Below are 18,295 nucleotides of genomic sequence, written 5' to 3' on the forward strand. Positions count from 1 at the left end.
GAAGTTACAGCAGAATTAAAAAAAATCAAGTTTTTTTTAATTCCCGACTCATCTTTGATTCATTCCACCTGGCCGCAAATATCAATACAAAAATGACGGCCACAGAATAGTAAACAAAGGTAGGAATAGGCACCGGATCGCCTCCGGCATATGAATGGAGCCCGGCCAAATAATAATTTACTCCCAGATAAGTCATAATAACCGATGCAAATGTTAAAATGGAAGCAGTGTTAAATGCTGTTTTCCCTTTTAACCCGGGGATGAATCGCATGTGCAGAACAAATGCATAAAGCACAATGGTTATTAGCGACCAGGTCTCTTTGGGATCCCAGCCCCAATAGCGTCCCCACGATTCATTAGCCCAGATGCCGCCCAGAAATGAGCCTATGGTCATAAGGTAAAGCCCGGCGGTTAAGGACATTTCATTGATGGCGGTAAATTCATCAATGGTAAGTTTTAGTCGGTTAAAATTAGATTTGTTTTGAACCGAAGTTATAAGCAGGTTCATGAACCCTAAAAGTGCACCCAAAGCAAAAAATCCATATCCGGCAATGGTGACCGAAACGTGAAATGTTAACCAGTGTGATTGAAGTACGGGAACCAGATTGGTGATGTGAGGGTTCATCCAGCTTAAATGAGCCACCATTAAAACGACTCCGGTGAACAAACCCGATATTGGCAAAACTGTTGAACTCTTTTTGGCCATTAAAAAAGCTGCGAAGAGTATCGACCACCCAACAAAAATCATTGATTCGTACCCGTTGCTCCAAGGGGCATGACCTGCAACAATCCATCTTAAAATAAGGCCAAAAGTATGATACAAAAACCCCAAAAAGAGCAACAGATATCCACCACGCATAATCCACTTAAAATTCAGCGTTGGTTTTAGCATGTTAATAAATTGTAGCAGAACCAAAACACCCCCCAGGGCAAAGAACCAGGTTGCCAGCCAAAGGAAAATACTCAGTCGGTTGTATAATAATTCCAGTCTCCGAACCCTGTCGGTTGGTAATATTTCATCTGCATGGCTGCGTTGGTATTCATCAATGGTTTTTATTTGACTGATGGCAGCCTCATTGTTTCCCTCACGAACCATCTCTATAAACTTCCGTATGGAGGTTGAAACAAACAAGCTATCGCCCGTGGTCAGCGTCTGAGGTTGGGATGTTGGAGTGTACCAGGGTAAATGAGAATCCTTTGTTGAGGGAAAAATTCTGTGCAAATTACCCATTTGGGTAAGATAAAAAACATTGACCTGTTCATCAATCTTAATCAGTTCCTGCTCCGTTTTGTTACGTGCAGCCGGGCTTTGTCTGTGGGCTGCATCAACCCACTGATGCAATTTATAATGTCGGTTACTGTCAAAAAACTCTGCAAAAGCAGCTTTATCCTGTGTAATACCAAGAATGGCTCTGATTTGTGGATCCTTAACTGTAATAAGCGGGAAGGTTTGCCAGTCAGCCGGATGAGTAAACATCCCCAAAATCATCTGATCGGCAGTCATTCCCCTGAATGTATGATGCTTCACCAACTTTAATGCAATTTCCTGATGAAGAGAGTTCAATGGCTTAATTCTTCCACCGTTATCCTGAACCAGAATGGCTCCGAACGCATCAGCAACTTCACGGTCGGGAGCGGGAGGTAACACCTCCCGTGATTGAGCTCCCGCATTTAAAGCAAATACCAGCAATAGAATTGTAATAAGATGCTTCCGCTTCTCATGAATTTTCCCAACATGGGACATCAATTGTTTAAAGCGTGTTTTTCCTCCAAAAAGCGCCCACATCATACCCAGTGTCATTAAAAAATATCCTAAATATGTAATGATGGTTCCTGCTCTGTCATGATTCACCGATAAAACAGTCCCCTTTTCATCCTGATCATAGGAACTTTGGTAAAGTCGGTATCCTCTGTGTGTCACAATATTGTTCATAAATACCGACTGATCCTGTTCAAACTTTCGCTCAGTATCAAATAGGGTAATTTCGCTTCTATAGCCTGAAGGGCTGGATGACCCAGGATATCGGTCAAGAATAAATTCATTGAGTCTAACGCTGAAAGGCAGTTCAATTGGCAGTGCTCCAAAACGCATGGTTAATTCACCTCCGGGCAGACTTAGTTTAAAGGGATCGCCTACCCTGCCGTTGCGTCCGTAAGCGGTAAACAACTGAGTTTCGCCCCTGTGAGTGACCTCAAAAACAACCCCGTGCGGCATTCCGCTTCCCTGGTCTCCGGGCAAAGCTACAGGACGCATCATGGCTGATGGATAGTAGCGACTCACAGTTATCCTTAAACCATTAAAATCATACAGCAGCCCCGGGTTAAAGGGGTACTCAGTATTGGCCTCAAAAGATCTGGTTGAACTGTCTTCCATATTCAATCCTGAAAACGGCTGATTGGCGGTTAAAACCAACCCTGTATTGGATGCATTTCTTTTAATGAAAACATCGGGATTGGTATCATCTGAAGTTTCAAAGCCTAATGTAAAGGCTGCTTTTTTTATTTTTTCGCCGGGAGCGATAAAATGCTCAAGACGTTCCATTCTGTCAGAAAAAACAATGGCAGCCAGGGGCTTGCCGCCCATGGTTTCCAAAGGTTGCGGAACAGCATTTGGAACAAATGCCACGCTGCGAATTCGGACCCTCTCTCCGCTTGCTTTAAGTGAGGCCCGGAATTGACGAGGTGATGCCGGAGACAAAAATGCGAGGCGGCTCATTTGAACAACCTCATCTCCTGATTGAAACTCTGTTGTAACAAATGGGTCGGTGGATAACATCAGATTTTCAGTTTCTCCCTCCCTGATGTGCAATAAGCCCTCATAACCAACATAACGAGTGATTGCAGCACCAGCTATGATGACAAAAAATGAAACATGGAACAAAAAAACCGGCATTTTTTCCAACTTCCACATGTTAAAATTGAAAATATTACCCAGCATATTGACGGCTAATAAGAAGAAAATCAGCTCAAACCACCATGAGTTATACACAATGGCCTTCGCAGCATGTGTTCCGTGGTCGTTTTCGATAAATGTAGCCATTGCCATAACTGCGGCCATCAAAACAAAAAGGCTTCCCATAAGCCATGGTGCTGAAAGAATCCGAATAATGTTCTTCATTTTTTTTGGTTTTGAAACGTATAAAGATATAAGATTTGCGCAATTACATAAAAGAATTGTTTGTTGGTTTGGATAACTTTTTGTTTTTTCGCAGTGCGAAAAACAAAATAAAAAAGGACTATCCATCTGTAAAACAGACAAAAACATCTTCTTATCATCTAAACAAAAATTCATGCAAAAGATTACTTTTTTACTGTTAGCATTGTTTTGCACTTCATCATTTGTGATGGCGCAAGAGAGTGAAGAAAAGCTATTTGACATTTCTTTCCACGGCTTTGTGGCCGTGGATGCCGCACATAACTCCAGAGTTGGAAATACACTCAGAAACAAACACATATACCTTTACCCATTACCAGAAGTTTTAGATACCGAAACAGGTATTGATTTAAATGGTCGTGGAAATACGGATATTGATGCTGCCCACTCGCGCTTCGGCATTCACGTTAAAGGACCTATAGTTAATGGCATTTCAGTATATGGGCTTATTGAGGCCGACTTTTTGGGAGATGCCCGGGCAGCAGATTCCAATTTCAGACTCCGACATGCTTTCATCAGATTAGGTTATGGTGATTTTACTTTAACAGCCGGACAAACCTGGCATCCATTTTTCATTCCCGAGAATTTTCCCAACACTGCGCATACGGGGGTTGGCGTACCCATGCACCCACTGAGCAGAAATCCACAGTTGAGGCTTACATGGCACCAGAAAAACTTTGAACTATCCGCCTCATTCATCGAACAAAACAATTTCCGAACAACTGGTTTCGGCGAGGGAAGCGAATTTGGAGAAATGCCGGAAGTTACCCTTCAACTTAAATTGTGGAGAGGCAATGCCTGGGGTTCGGTTTCGGCAGGATATAAAAGGTTGGCGATGCCTGCCATTGAGGAAACGGCAACCATTGGCACCTATGTAGGCAGTTTCCATGCACAAACCACCTTCAGATACCGTTTCCCTGGCGTATTGGTTCGTGCCGGTGCATTGTATGGCGAGAACACTTCAGAACTGGCAATGCCCGGTGGAGTAGCACGCACTCTTGCATCTACTCCTGAGAATCCGGAATTTATCCCACTGGCATATGGTTCGCTTTGGACTGATATGGAAAGACATTCAGCCACATGGAGCCCCGGTGTTTTTGTGGGATACACGGAGGCTCTTGGTGCTTCAGAAAACGTTGATGGAGCTACCGCCTTTGGTCGGGATACCAGAGTTGCAAATGTATTCACCATTTCTCCCCGACTTCGCTACCACATCAATACGGCTACCTGGGTAGCACTGGAATATATGTACACCGAAGCCGGCTGGGGTAATAGTTACGATGAAAAAGGCGTACCGTCAGATGTAAAAACTTACGCCAATAATCGCATTCTTTTATCTATGCGATATACTTTCTAAAATTTTGATGTAAATAGATATTTTCAGAATTTTGAGATTGACTAACGCTTTTAACCAAAAAGATCACAGAGGAAGCACAAAGTGTACGATGCCATAATTAATCATAGTGACCTTTGTGCCTTCTTTGTGCCATTGTGGTTAAGACCTAGCGACCTATTAACCTATCAACCCAATAATCTATCAACCTCAACAAAAAAGCAATTCATTCAAAACAGACAAGAAATGTTCAACAAGGAGGAAGCCAAAGAGGTAAGATTAGAATTCTGGCAAAAGCTGAACAACAAAACGCGCCGGCTTCCTGGTCAGAAAGGACGAAAAAAGTTCTGGATATTTGATAATACCGGCATAAAAGGGCTTGACCTGCGTTTTGATGTGGACAGAGAAAAAGCCCGGGTTGCTCTTGAAATTAACCATACCAAAGAGGAGCGCAGATTGCAGCTTTTTGAAAAACTTGAAGCAGCCAAGTCCCTGTTCGAAGCTGAATTCGGGGAGCCTCTCAATTGGGATTTCACCTACGAAAAGCCAACCGGAGAGATGGTTTGCAGAGTTTACACCGAATGTCCCGGAGATATATTGAATCGGGAATTATGGTCTGATATGACTTTCTTTTTGATTGATAAGATGATAAAGATGGAAAAAGCCTTTCTGGAGGTAAAAGATTATTTGCAAAGCAACCTGAACGAGTAAAGCAATGACAACAAGACACTTTCCTGCAGAATGGGCGCCTCAAAGCGCCATTCTTATGGCCTGGCCTCATAAAAACACCGACTGGGACTACATGCTTGAGGAAGTTCAGGTCTGTTTTTCTGAAATCATTAATTCCATCCTTCCTTTTGAGAAGATTCTCCTTTTGGTGCCTGATGAAGAGACCGGAAAAACATTAAGCACGAAATTTGGACACAATCTGATTCCCGTAGTTGCTGAGACAAACGATACCTGGGCACGCGACTTTGGACCGATTACCATATTTGAAGACAACAAACCGGTTTGTCTGGATTTTAAATTCAATGGATGGGGTCTGAAATTTGCCGCAGATAAGGACAACCTGATTACAAAAACATTATTCCAGAAAGAAGTCGTCGCAAAAAATGTTCTTTACAAAAACCGCCTCAACTTTGTGCTGGAAGGTGGTGCATTGGAGTCCGACGGCCAAGGAACATTACTCACCACAAGCGAATGCCTTTTGTCACCAAACCGAAACGGAGAGTGGAATAAACAGCAAATTGAGGATTATCTGATTCAGGAGTTGGGACTGAAAAGAGTTCTCTGGATAAATAATGGATACCTTGCCGGCGACGACACCGACAGCCACATTGACACACTGGTACGATTTTGTAGCCCGGATACCATTGCATACGTAAAATGCGACGATTCATTGGACGAACATTATCAGGCTCTTAAAGCCATGGAAGAAGAGATATTTCAACTCCGAAATGCAAATGGTGAACCCTATCAGCTTATTCCTTTGCCAATGTCAAAGGAAGTTATTTTTGATGGAGAAAGACTTCCGGCCACATACGCCAATTTTCTGATTATCAACCATGCTATTTTGGTTCCAACATACAACTCAGATTTGGATAATGAGGCAATATCCCAATTGAAAAAGGCATTCCCCGACAGGGAAATCATTGGCATCAATTGCCTGCCATTAATAAAACAACATGGTTCATTGCATTGTGTAACCATGCAATTACCCATAGAAATTCATCTGTAACCAAGTTTTTATCATCTGTTATTTTCTACGAACACATAAGGTCTACCGTCACTTTATGGTTGACTTGGCACGAGCAGACTTTCTCCTTTGGGAAATCGGATGTATGTAACATTCTAAACTAAACACCTAACCATTCTCAAAATTTTGTTTGATTTTGTTACCAGCTTTTGGTAACTTAGGCATTGGATAATAATATTAAAAAATGGGAAAGAACACATCAATATCAATAGGCGCACATTTTGAAGATTTCATAAATTCATCTGTTGCCTCTGGAAAGTACAGTTCTGCGAGCGAAGTTGTTCGTTCAGCTTTAAGGCTTTTAGAAGCTGAAGAAAAGAAACTTAACGAATTAAGAAATGCTTTGATTGAAGGAGAAAACAGCCAAATGGTTGAGAATTTTAATGCCGGCAAACATCTCACAGATTTACATCAAAGATATTTATGACTAAAAAATATCGGATAAGTAAAAAGGCCATTTCTGATTTGGAGAAGATTTGGGTTTACACTTTAAATAAATGGTCAAGAGAACAAGCAGATAGGTATCATAATTTGATAATTAACGAGATTGAATATATTGTAGATGGTTTTGACTTATGCCAAAGAATTGATCATGTTCGAGTTGGATATAGAATGACTAAAGTTAAATCTCATTTGATTTTCTTCAAAATAGCAGAAGATAATATCATAGAAATCATAAGAATACTGCATCAAAATATGGATATTGAAAGTCGTTTGAAAGAGAAGGGTTAAAAACTACTGCATTAATATAAGCAGGCATCCAAAGAATTTGAAACCCAACGATGTTTCAATGACCTCAAAAAGAATAATTATAGTTTGAACGACATCTTATCCGACATTTTTTTGTGGATTATGACGGTTTTAAAAAAAGCCTGGCAGTCAATTAAAGAAAGTTAAGCTAATTTCCTTTTTTTTACGGTTAATTGTTTGTCACAAAAACGTTAAGCTAACTGTTAGTTTTGTAAATTTGCGCTTTAAAAAAATAGCGCAACATGCCCGGAAAAAGCAAACAAAAATCAAATCAAATTAAGTTTCTTACAGGTCTGATACTCGGAATTATCGGATTCTGTTTGCCCCTGTTCTTTACGTTCAGCGGACTGTCATATGCCGGGCATATTGCCTTGGGTATTTTTCTTATGGCTGCCGTCTTTTGGATGTTCGAGACCATTCCCATCTACTCAACATCCATGCTGGTTATCTTCCTTCAGGTAGTACTCCTGAGTCAGCAAGGGGTTATTTTTTCCGATGCCAGCTTGCCAACCACAACTGCAAAGCAACATACGAGCGACTCATGGCTGGTACCAGCTGAAGCAGTCGATGGTGAGAGAATATACATAGCTAATGATAGCAGAAACTATACTGCCATTGATGTTAAAATACTAGACCGCGCCGATTGGGTTGAGATAAGAAGCAACGAACTACAAACAGACGCGAAAATTGTCAGTAATGCCAACCATAAACTGGTTGGGTATAAACCGGTCTCATTTTCTCTATTCTTTGGGACACTGGCCAGCCCCATCATCATTCTGTTTTTAGGAGGTTTTATGCTGGCAGGCGCAGCGGTAAAATACAATCTCGACAAAAACCTAACTTCAGTATTACTAAAACCATTTGGCACAAAGCCTGGTTTTATTGTTTTGGGTTTGATGGTTGTTACAGCAACTCTGTCAGCATTTATGAGTAACACTGCAACAACCGCCATGATGATGACAGTGGCCATTCCCATAGTTGCCCAGGTAGCCAGAGAGGATAAATTTAGAATAGTTTTAGCCTTGTGTATTCCCATTGCCGCAAATATTGGAGGTATGGCCACGCCCATTGGAACGCCACCCAATGCCATAGCAATTGCCAATCTGGGTCAGCAAGGAATTAACATAGAATTTGGCACATGGGTAGTGATGATGCTCCCCCTTGTCATTTTGCTTCTGTTTTTAGCCTGGTTAACAATGAGATTCCTTTTCCCTACTAAACTACGCGAGTTTAAGCTTTCACTTAAAGTGGATTTTAACAAATCACGCCCGGCCATTATACTGTATCTTCTTTTTGCCGCAACGGTTTTGCTCTGGTTTACCGAGTCGGTACACGGCATCCCAAGCTCTATGGTGGCTTTTCTCCCAATAGCAGGCTTAACCGTTACCGGGGTAATGAAGCAGGAGGATATCCGCTCTTTACCCTGGGAAGTTCTTTGGCTGGTGGCCGGAGGTATTGCCCTCGGTATCAGCATGGAAAATACAGGTCTTGCCATGTGGCTGGTTTCAAGCATTTCATGGGATGCTTTTCCTCAGATTGTACTATTGGGTGTATTTGGATTGGTTGCATTAAACCTATCAAATTTTCTTTCGAATACTGTTACCGCAACCTTAGTGATTCCACTGGCAATCAGCATGGGTACGTCAGGCATTGCAGGTGAAGGTTTTAGTTTGGTCATATCCAGTTTAGCCATTGCTGCAGCTTGTAACATGGCTATGTTACTTCCAATATCCACACCGCCAAATGCCATTGCCATGAGCACTGGTTTTATTAAAACACCCGATATGGTGAAGGTGGGAATTGTTATTGGATTAATTGGAATTGTTGCTACATTAGTACTGTCGCAACTATATTGGCCTTTCATTATTAACTAAAAACTGCGAACTATGTCTGATATCTATATTATTTGCGTTGAGGATGAGCCACAAGTGCTTGATGTTGTTATTCGTGATTTAGAGCAATTGGAAGAATTCTTCCCCATTGAGGGAGCCGCCTCGGCCAATGATGCACGCCAATTAATCAATGAAATAAAGGAAGACGGAAACCGAATTGGACTCATTTTGTGCGACCACATCATGCCGGGCGATAAAGGAGTTGACCTTCTCGTTGAAATGCAAAAAGATGAGTTCACTCAAAGTACCAGAAAAATATTGCTAACCGGCCAGGCAGGGCTGGATGATACCATACAGGCTGTAAACAAAGCACGGCTCAATCAGTATGTTTCCAAACCTTGGAAAAAAGAAGAACTGCTTAAAATAGTCATTGATGAATTAACCGACTTTGTTATTGAAACTGAAGATGACCTGCTTCCATATTTATCAGTTCTGAACCAGGAGAAGTTGCAGGAAGCAATCAGGTCAAAGGGGTATATTTAATCACTGTCTTGTCGGTAGATTGTTAGACTTATAGATTATTAGATGTAAGATACTGAGCACAGTGAAGTCCCGCTCAGTGGGATTAAATACAAGTAAATTTCTTATTATCAGCTAACTGAATGACTTGACTGAAGATTTATATATGCTTGATAACTAAGTAAAAAAAGATTAGCGAACTATTAGTTTTTGAATCAGTAGCAGAAAATGAATTCTTCCAAAAAACAGGGCTCATTGCATCTTACAGAAGAGAGCACCCGCTCTCTTTATGATAAGGAGATATTTGTTCAAAATATCAATCAGTTAATCACTGAGTCGGAGTTGCTGAAAAGTTTGCTGAAAACCTTTGAGGAAGGTGAGGTCCTTCTTGAGGAAGGCATGCCAAACAAAACGCTCTACGTAGTTTTGGAAGGAGAAGTCAGCCAGCACAAGGAAGGAGAGGACATAACTGCAGATATTGGATTGCTTGGGCCGGGTGAATTTTGCGGACTGCTCTCATTCCAGACAGGTGAACCAATTTTTATTACCATAAAAGCTCAGAGCCAGGTAAAAACCCTGGCTTTTGATCATAATAACTTCGACCTTTTCTACACAAAGTATCCGGAAATAAGCAGAACACTCAATGGCCTGATTTTCTCAAATCTGGCTGAACGTTATCGCAACATGCTGGGACTTCACCTAGAGGTAGCCAAGCTAACCAGAGAGCTTGAAAAGGAGAAAAACCAACTTCGGAAGACCATCAAGGAGTTAGAGAGAACCCGAAATGCATACATTTCCCAGGAAAAGATGGCCACATTAGGGGAACTCACCGCAGGTCTGGCACATGAAATAAATAATCCGGCTTCTGCCCTGCTGCGTTCAGTGGATTATTTATCACAAAACCTGTCGCAGTTGGTAGAGAGCTCTGCAAAGTTTCCAAGCACCACCGAAATCAGATACTTTTTTGACGCCGGTCTCAGCAGGGAGTACGCTGATTCGATTGAACAGCGTGGGCGAATGAAAAGCCTGGCAGGTGTTTTTTCTCATTTACAGAGAAGTAAAATCAGGATGGTGGCTGAGATGAACGATGATTTGATAGAAAGGCTTATGCCTTATTCAGGCAAAAAATCACAACAAGAGCTGCTAAACCTACTCATAGATGCATACCAATCGGGGCTGTTTCTCAATGGAATACGTCTGTCAACCAGCAGAATTGAGTTTTTGGTAAAAAGTCTTAAGAGCTACAGCCGTCAATCGGGGAAAAGTCCTGAAATGACGGACATTCGAAATGGCATACGTGAAACACTACAAATACTCGGACACAGACTTAAAAGTGTAAAAGTACATCTCAATTTGGAAGAGATTCCTCTGATTAACTGTTTTGTTGGGGAGCTCAATCAGGTTTGGACAAACCTGATAATAAATGCATGTGATGCTATGAATGATAGTGGAAACCTCTATATTTCATGTGGGGTGAATTCAGCGAACGATCTTGTTTGGGTAAAAATAGCCGATGACGGACCGGGTGTACCTGACAAAATAAAGAAAAAAATATTTCAACCTAGTTTTACAACCAAAACCGCCGGTGGCGATTTTGGACTGGGAATTGGACTGGCAATTACCCAGGGAGTCATTGAAAAACATCAGGGCACCATTTCAATCACCGACCGTGATGGCGGAGGCGCCGAATTTTTGATGATTTTTCCGATTGATGAGTAAAACTTCACCTCTTAGAAACTAAAAGTCAGTTGTCCCATCCCTGGACTCATTGATAACTCAATATCGTTTAGAAAATTTGATTTATGGCTGTTAATAACACCATATAAAATCAAGTCGAAAACAAGAAGAAAACCACCTTGCAATATGACCGAATTACCGTATCCCTTAAGCAAATCGGCTCGTTTTTCGGAATTTCTGCTCTGATGGCGCATCACAAATCCTCCGGCAATATACAATAAATCCAACCCGGCATTTATTAACAACAGATTTTCCAGGCCTGTGACATGTGAAATCATTTCCTGTGCATCCATCCCCGCAATATCTCTTCCATAATTTGAGGCCAACGACCAGGTTGCGATGGTCAGATTTACACCATTCCACAAGGTGTTCATCTGATGAAAATATTTCTGCTCTCCAGAGGATTGAATCCAGCCGTTTACCCCAAGAGCAATATTGGCAACAGCCCATGTTCCAAGAACGTACATCCCTTTATTCGTAATATTTTGCGACTCCTCAAAGAAATCATAATAGGGATTCTGTGCATCCAATGTTAAAGAGATAACACTCAGCATTAGAACAATGTATGGAAGTTTGAATCTTTGGAACATAGCATTGCTTTTCCCTATTTAACAATTTTGGATGTGAAAAGTTTTTTCAGTGTTTCTAGTATAACCAGACTTTCAATGTAAAATTGCAACCAATTCCATTTATTCTTGAAAGATTTAAATGTGAAATCTGTTAATGTTTTTTGGGAATATTTACCTGAAAAACAAGTAATTTATTGCTTGTTTTTCTTCGAAAACAAGTAGTTTTGTCCTGCAAAATTTAGTCAGATGCTTATATCTGCAATAATAATAGAACTGTATGACTTGCCCACTTTGTAAAAATCAAGAATCTACTTCATTTATAGGGATTAACGACATCCTTTTCTGGAAATGCCCGTCATGTTATCTGATATACAAAGATCAGTCATTTCATCCAACTCCAAACGAAGAGGAATTGCGCTACAACCACCACCACAACAACTCTGAATGTGAAGGATATGTTGACTCTCTTAATCAGGCATTGGAACCATCTCGCAATTACATTGATAAACATATGGTGGGTCTGGATTTTGGCTGTGGGCCGGAACCTGTTTTGGCAAAAATGTTAGAAGAAACCAGTGCTGAGTGTTACCATTACGATCCCATTTTTTTCCCTGAACTACCAGATGAACGGCTGGATTTTGTGATCTCTACAGAAACTTTTGAACACTTTTCGCATCCATCCCAAGAGTTAAATCTGATTACTTCTCTGCTTATTCCCAGCGGAATTCTTACCGTCATGACTCATCGATGGAAAGATGACACCAATCTGGCTGATTGGTGGTACATGCGTGACCAAACCCATGTCTGTTTTTTTCATGATAAGACATTTGAATACATCTGCAAAAAATATGGCTTCTCCACTGAATATGATGACGGAGACAAAGTAATCATTCTAAGGAAAATCATTGCCTGGGAGAAGTAAATTGAATAAAATCAGCTAAAAATATTTTTTAATTGAAACTCATTTCGTTATTTTGCGTAACGTAAAAATACAAAATAAAACTATGGCAACAGAAATTAAAGTATTAGGTCCGGGTTGTGCAAAATGCAAGACCCTTGAAAAAGCAACTCGTGAAGCAGTTGAAGAGCTTCAACTGGATGCAACTGTTACAAAAGTTGAGGACATCATGGAGATCATGTCTTATAACATTGTTTCAACACCTGCAGTTGTGGTAAATGGGAAAGTTGTGGTAAAAGGGCGTGTTCCCTCAAAAGATGAGCTAAAAAAACTAATTGGAGATGGTGCAAACGCTTAAAAAAGCCCCTTTTGATACAGAAATAGAAGGCGTGGCACGTCTTATGAAAGCCATGAGCCATCCGGTTAGAGTTTATATTTTAAAAAAACTCTCGCAAATGGACTCCTGCTGTTATAGTGGGGACTTGGTTGAAGAGCTGCCTATTGGACGTTCCACTTTATCGCAACATCTAAAAGAGCTAAAATATGCGGGACTCATTCAGGGTGAAGTAGAACCTCCTTTTATAAAATACTGCATAAATCCGGATAACTGGGAAAAAGCCCAAAAGTTAATAAAAGGCTTTTTTCAAGGTTAAAGATTTGTTGGATTGATAGCTAAGGAAGGTTTAAGAGCTATAATCACGCTAACCAAAAACATCTAAATTGATAAAAACATGATTAAAAGATTTTTATTGGCAATAATGGTTGTATTGGCAGCTATTTCTTGCGGACAGACTCAATCGGGTCAAAGCAGTCAAAAAACAACATCTGTGAGTGATGCTGATGAGGCGAAGGTGTTGGTATATTATTTTCACGGACGTATGCGATGCCAAACATGTGTTAATATTCAGGAGGTTGTCCAAACTACTATTAAAGAGAATTTCAAGGAAAACCCCGAAGTGGTTTTCCTTGAAGTGGACTTTTCTGACAGAGCCAACTCTGATTTGGCCGAGAAATATGAAATCGCTTGGAGCAGTGTGGTTATTGCAACTGAAGATGATCATACCAATTTAACAGACCAGGCCTTTGCATTGGTAATGAATAATCCGGAAGGACTCAAAAGTCTTGTTGTAAAAGAAACAAAAAAGTTTTTAGATAAATAATTCTCCATTTTTAAAATAACAGGTGCACCACAAATCACACAGATTTGCACAAATTGATATCATCCCGTTTATATGTTTCAGAGGACTTATCTGTGAATTTATAATGCGTAAAGTTTTATTCCTTATTGTTTAAGTTTGAAAAAAATCCGTGATTATCTGTGTAATCCGTGGTAAAAACATATCGAAATTATGAGAAAATTAATTTTAATCGCAGCCATCGCCTTAATGAGTGGGATGGCAACTATGGCACAAAAAACAGAAGTCCTTTATTTCAAAGCCAATTTGGGTTGTTGTATGGCCAGAGCTTGTGACTTGCTCCAAAACGACATTAAATCGATGGTAGAAAGTAATTTTGAAGCTTCAGAAGTCATCTTTAAAGAAGTACGTCTGGCCGATCCTGCAAACGCTGATTTGGTTCAAAAATTCAACGCCCGTTCTCAAACCGTTATTATAGTCAAAAACGGAGATACAGAAAACTTTAAAGACATTTCTGCCGACGCAAGAACCTATTTAAGATCCCGAAATAGTGAAGAGTTTGAGAGCAAATTAGTTGCAAGTGTAAACGACAACCAATAATCATTATGGAGTTTTTGCAAAGTCTTGCAGACAATACACAGTTTCCTCTATTTACCGCATTTATTCTGGGGCTGATGACTGCCGTCAGTCCCTGCCCTTTGGCAACAAATATTTCAGCCATTGGATTTATCAGCAAGGATATTCAGGATAAAAGAAAAACCTTTATCAATGGCTTGGTATATACATTAGGACGAACCATCAGTTACACGGTATTAGGGATTATTCTAATACTAATACTTAAACAGGGTTCCAGTATTTTTCAAATTCAGCGAGCCATTGGAAATTATGGAGAACTTTTTATAGGTCCTCTTCTGATTGTTATTGGAATTTTTATGTTGGATTTTATAAAATTCAACTTTTCTCTAACTGGCGGTTTGTCCGACAAAATGGAGAGTAAAACAAAAAAGGGAAGCTGGTGGAGTTCTTTACTTTTGGGAATTGTCTTTGCTTTGGCATTTTGCCCTTATAGTGGTGTAATCTACTTTGGGGGATTGATTCCATTGTCCGTATCGTCAAACATCGGCTACCTTTTACCGGTGGTTTTTGCCATAGCCACAGGATTACCTGTCATTATATTCGCCTGGGTGCTAACATTCAGCGTTTCGAGTGTAGGAAAAATGTACAATAAAATTAAAACCTTCGAGTTTTGGTTCAGAAGAATAGCAGCTGTAATATTTATTCTGGTCGGACTTTACTACATCTGGCTGATTTATTTATAAGAGTAAAGCAGTAGTCTTTTTTTTGAATTAAATTCAAACTAAATCTACACCCATGTTTAAAAGAGTTTTAATAGCCAGCGATCTTTCTCACGTTTCAGATGCCATTATTGGATGCATGGACAACCTAAAAACACTTGAAATAAAAGAGGTGGTGCTTTTTTATGCGCTCGGATTCAAGGAAAAAGATGAAGTTTCAGAAATTGTTCGCCAACAAATAAAGCCGGATTTGGAACGACAGCAGGAACTGTTAAAAAAAGAGGGGTTCAATGTAACGCTTGAACTGGCAAACGGAATTCCCTCTGAAGAAATAAAACGAATTTGTAAAGAAAAGAATATATCCATCGTAGTGCTCGGATCGCACGGAAGCAGTGCTTTTACCCATCAGTTGTTCAGGCTTGGCGGTGTGGCATCGGAAATTTTAAATAGCCATGAAAAACCACTGCTTTTTTTACGGATTAAAGGTGATGAATCTGGTTTTCAGGCTGCCACAGGCAACCTGAAAGAGAAAATACTTTTTGCCACCGATTTTTCAGACATTTCTATGTATGCATTTGAATATCTGGAAGAACTGGTAAAAGATGGAGCCAAAAACATCACTTTAATGCATGTACAGGACAAAGGGCGAATTTCCGGACATCTGGATCATAAATTGGAAGAATTTAACCATATTGACAACGAACGTTTGATGCTTCGCAAAGAGCGTTTGGAAAGATTGGGTGCTACAAACATTGAAATAAAAATTCCTTTTGGAATTCCCGCTCAGGAGATAATAAATGAAGCGCATCAAGGTTATTCACTCATTGTAATGGGTAGTCAGGGGCGAGGGTATTTTGCCAATGTCTTTATTGGAAGTGTTAGTTATAAGGTAGCCAGAAATTCAGATGTTTCGGTATTACTGGTGCCGGAAAAATTTAGGGAATTAAACTAAAAATCTGATTATTATAAGTAGTCTTACTTGACTATCTAAACGTTTAAATTACAATTATATATATTATTATTAACACTGAAACATGCGTTTCGGTTAGGGAATGAACATCGTAAAAACTAAATAAATGGAATTAAAGAAAGAACTAAAAATCCTTTTTTGGATTGTAGTGGTTTTCCTGGGAGCCTTTTATATGCCATTGGAAAGTGAACGTTTTCAGGATGCCATTGCGGCCACACTGGATTTAACCAGATGGTATGCTCAGGAACATGTGATTTTGTGTCTTTTGCCCGCTTTTTTTATTGCCGGTGTAATTTCTGTATTTGTAAGTCAGGCTGCTGTACTCAAATATTTTGGCGCCAACGCCAAAAAATGGCTGGCATATACTGTGGCATCGGTATCAGGAACCATTCTCGCAGTTTGCAGTTGCACCATATTGCCGCTATTTTCAAGTATCCATAAAAGAGGTGCAGGATTGGGGCCTGCCGTAGCTTTTCTCTATTCGGGTCCCGCCATAAATATATTGGCCATTATTTTAACTGCCCGAATTTTAGGTTTTGAAATGGGTGTTGCCAGGGTCATTGGAGCCGTTACATTTGCCATTGTTATCGGACTGGTGATGTCTTTTATCTATCGTAAAGAGGAGAAACAGAAAAAGGAGGAACAGATGAACATACCGGAAGTTCCGGAAAAACGCCCCATGTGGCAGACCTCTTTTCACTTTTTTACATTGGTTCTTATTTTGGTTTTTGCCAACTGGGGAAGACCGGGTGAAGGAGTAACTGATGGACCATGGTACTGGATATGGGCCAATAAATGGAATCTTACCGGGTTTTTCTCTCTTATGTTGGTTTACTCACTGATTTACGTACTGAAAATCAAATGGCAATGGGTCGTTGCAGGAGGAATCATTACCGCAGCGTCTGCTTTTTTAACCACATCGCCTTTAGTACCAATGATTGTAGGTGTATCAGTTTTAAGTATTATCACTTTGCTGGACAAACAAGACGAAGAAAACCGTGAATGGACTTTAGCCACCTGGGATTTTGCCAAACAAATCATGCCAATGTTGGCCATTGGAGTTGTCATTGCCGGATTTTTACTGGGAAGCACCTATGATGATGTATCTATGCCCGGAATTATTCCCGACCATTGGGTTTCATCTTTAGTTGGTGGCAATTCTATATGGGCCAATCTGTTTGCATCCGTTTTGGGAGCGTTTATGTATTTCGCTACATTAACTGAAGTCCCTATTTTGCAAGGTTTAATGGCATCGGGAATGGGGAAAGGTCCTGCGCTGGCATTACTTCTTGCCGGGCCATCGTTATCATTACCCAACATGCTTGTTATACGCAGTGTGATGGGAACTCAAAAAACTTTAGTTTTTGTGTTGCTGGTGGTGATTATGGCTACAGCTTCAGGATTGATTTATGGATCTTTGTTTTAAATAAAATAATTGTGACGATGAACAGGAGGAGAGCAATCAAAGCGAGTTTAGGCACATTGACTGGAGGTGCGGTTGGCTTATTTGCACTTTCCAGACTTTTTAAACCTGATTACCAGGCCAACAATGACCCATTTAAAGTAGAATATATACAGGCAGGCGATTCATGGGATTATGAGATTCTGGATCCGCAAACTACAGCAAATATTGCTTATGAGCAATACAGCAACGGGAGTTGCATGTATGCTGTTGTGGGAAGCGTTGTAATGCAACTGGCCGAAAAATATGGAGAACCGTACAGGAGTTTCCCATTACATTTGTTTCGCTACGGACATGGTGGGATAGGAGGATATGGCTCAATTTGCGGAGCACTAAACGGTGCAGCGGCTGTTTTGGGTCTCTTCGTTTCCGAAAGAAACGTACGCGACAGAATTGTTACCGACATTTTTCAATGGTACGAACAAACTCCGCTCCCGGTATTCATCCCTAAAATACCTGCGCATGATTTTATTCTCCCGGCATTTTCCACCGATTCCGTCCTGTGTCATGTATCCAATACTTCCTGGAGCAAAAAGGCAGGTGTGAAGGTGGACAGTAATGAACGGAAAGAACGTTGTAGAAGGCTCTCATGCGATGTGACTGCAAAAGTTGTGACTGCACTAAATGAAATAAAAGCAGGCAATTATGTTGGAAATAAATATGCAAATGAATCTGCTAATTCATGTGTTGCCTGTCATGGAAAAACCGGAAAATTAGACAATTCGTTTGGGCAAATGGATTGTAATTCGTGCCATCATGAATCGATTGGACACAGGGCGTTCTCAAATATCCACTATAAACTATTACCTAAATAATAGCAATTAGTAAAACCTGCTATTTCATATGATTAATCTTAACAGGCTCAATAAATACATTATCCCTTA

At 40.4% G+C, this 18,295-nt stretch carries 19 protein-coding genes; 17 read left to right on the top strand and 2 right to left on the bottom strand.

All coding sequences use genetic code 11. The features are described 5' to 3' along the window. Positions 1-25: 25 nt before the first annotated feature. Positions 26-3,118 carry a c-type cytochrome biogenesis protein CcsB gene (ccsB, locus tag EV194_RS08730; RefSeq protein WP_132433658.1) on the bottom strand — a complete coding sequence of 1,031 codons (3,093 nt, stop codon included), beginning with the start codon at positions 3,116-3,118 and terminating at the stop codon, positions 26-28. A gap of 172 nt (positions 3,119-3,290) precedes the next feature. Between ccsB and EV194_RS08735 the strand changes: the two genes are divergently transcribed. From EV194_RS08735 to EV194_RS08770, 8 genes are all read left to right on the top strand, one after another. Next, positions 3,291-4,511, top strand: a complete 1,221-nt coding sequence (locus EV194_RS08735) for a hypothetical protein (protein ID WP_132433659.1) — start codon at positions 3,291-3,293, stop codon at positions 4,509-4,511. 222 nt (positions 4,512-4,733) lie between these two features. Continuing rightward, the gene (locus EV194_RS08740; protein ID WP_132433660.1) at positions 4,734-5,198 is read left to right on the top strand and encodes a DUF4268 domain-containing protein; all 465 of its coding nucleotides are present in this window, start codon (positions 4,734-4,736) and stop codon (positions 5,196-5,198) included. Between the two features lie 4 nt (positions 5,199-5,202). Then, positions 5,203-6,225, top strand: coding sequence for an agmatine deiminase family protein (locus tag EV194_RS08745; RefSeq protein WP_132433661.1), 1,023 nt, complete (start codon positions 5,203-5,205; stop codon positions 6,223-6,225). Between the two features lie 202 nt (positions 6,226-6,427). Continuing rightward, the gene (locus EV194_RS08750) at positions 6,428-6,670 is read left to right on the top strand and encodes a type II toxin-antitoxin system ParD family antitoxin (RefSeq protein ID WP_132433662.1); all 243 of its coding nucleotides are present in this window, start codon (positions 6,428-6,430) and stop codon (positions 6,668-6,670) included. Beyond that, entirely contained in the window at positions 6,667-6,975 is a 309-nt protein-coding gene (locus tag EV194_RS08755; RefSeq protein ID WP_132433663.1) for a type II toxin-antitoxin system RelE/ParE family toxin, read from the top strand. Before EV194_RS08750 ends, EV194_RS08755 begins: the two co-directional genes overlap by 4 nt. Positions 6,976-7,235: 260 nt before the next feature. Next, positions 7,236-8,867 (top strand): SLC13 family permease, encoded by a 1,632-nt coding sequence (locus EV194_RS08760; protein ID WP_132433664.1) that lies wholly within the window; start codon positions 7,236-7,238, stop codon positions 8,865-8,867. A gap of 12 nt (positions 8,868-8,879) precedes the next feature. Beyond that, positions 8,880-9,368 (top strand): response regulator, encoded by a 489-nt coding sequence (locus EV194_RS08765; protein WP_132433665.1) that lies wholly within the window; start codon positions 8,880-8,882, stop codon positions 9,366-9,368. 204 nt (positions 9,369-9,572) lie between these two features. Then, positions 9,573-11,063, top strand: a complete 1,491-nt coding sequence (locus EV194_RS08770) for an ATP-binding protein (protein WP_132433666.1) — start codon at positions 9,573-9,575, stop codon at positions 11,061-11,063. 11 nt (positions 11,064-11,074) lie between these two features. Here the strand turns inward: EV194_RS08770 and EV194_RS08775 are convergent, their stop codons facing one another. Then, positions 11,075-11,671: a DUF6992 family protein gene (locus EV194_RS08775; protein ID WP_132433667.1), complete on the bottom strand. Its 597-nt coding sequence runs from the start codon at positions 11,669-11,671 to the stop codon at positions 11,075-11,077. Positions 11,672-11,927: 256 nt separating this feature from the next. Between EV194_RS08775 and EV194_RS08780 the strand changes: the two genes are divergently transcribed. The 9 genes from EV194_RS08780 to EV194_RS08820 all read left to right on the top strand — a co-directional run bounded on the left by EV194_RS08780 (position 11,928) and on the right by EV194_RS08820 (position 18,226). Continuing rightward, a complete protein-coding gene (locus EV194_RS08780; protein ID WP_132433668.1) occupies positions 11,928-12,572 on the top strand; it encodes a class I SAM-dependent methyltransferase in 645 nt (214 codons plus the stop codon). Positions 12,573-12,654: 82 nt separating this feature from the next. Beyond that, the gene (locus EV194_RS08785) at positions 12,655-12,906 is read left to right on the top strand and encodes a thioredoxin family protein (protein WP_132433669.1); all 252 of its coding nucleotides are present in this window, start codon (positions 12,655-12,657) and stop codon (positions 12,904-12,906) included. Beyond that, complete coding sequence (locus tag EV194_RS08790) at positions 12,890-13,201, top strand: ArsR/SmtB family transcription factor (protein ID WP_132433670.1); 312 nt, start codon at positions 12,890-12,892, stop codon at positions 13,199-13,201. The genes EV194_RS08785 and EV194_RS08790 overlap by 17 nt, the downstream gene beginning before the upstream one ends. A 78-nt stretch (positions 13,202-13,279) precedes the next feature. Continuing rightward, complete coding sequence (locus tag EV194_RS08795) at positions 13,280-13,708, top strand: nitrophenyl compound nitroreductase subunit ArsF family protein (RefSeq protein WP_132433671.1); 429 nt, start codon at positions 13,280-13,282, stop codon at positions 13,706-13,708. Between the two features lie 189 nt (positions 13,709-13,897). Continuing rightward, positions 13,898-14,284 carry a hypothetical protein gene (locus EV194_RS08800; RefSeq protein ID WP_132433672.1) on the top strand — a complete coding sequence of 129 codons (387 nt, stop codon included), beginning with the start codon at positions 13,898-13,900 and terminating at the stop codon, positions 14,282-14,284. 5 nt (positions 14,285-14,289) lie between these two features. Further along, entirely contained in the window at positions 14,290-15,003 is a 714-nt protein-coding gene (locus tag EV194_RS08805) for an aromatic aminobenezylarsenical efflux permease ArsG family transporter (RefSeq protein ID WP_132433673.1), read from the top strand. 52 nt (positions 15,004-15,055) lie between these two features. Continuing rightward, complete coding sequence (locus EV194_RS08810; protein WP_132433674.1) at positions 15,056-15,931, top strand: universal stress protein; 876 nt, start codon at positions 15,056-15,058, stop codon at positions 15,929-15,931. 124 nt (positions 15,932-16,055) lie between these two features. Further along, complete coding sequence (locus EV194_RS08815) at positions 16,056-17,375, top strand: permease (RefSeq protein ID WP_132433675.1); 1,320 nt, start codon at positions 16,056-16,058, stop codon at positions 17,373-17,375. A 17-nt stretch (positions 17,376-17,392) separates the two neighbouring features. Next, positions 17,393-18,226, top strand: a complete 834-nt coding sequence (locus EV194_RS08820) for a C-GCAxxG-C-C family (seleno)protein (protein WP_132433676.1) — start codon at positions 17,393-17,395, stop codon at positions 18,224-18,226. Positions 18,227-18,295 lie beyond the last annotated feature (69 nt).

The sequence above is a fragment of the Natronoflexus pectinivorans genome, from assembly GCF_004345615.1.
Taxonomy (GTDB): Bacteria; Bacteroidota; Bacteroidia; order Bacteroidales; family Marinilabiliaceae; genus Natronoflexus; species Natronoflexus pectinivorans.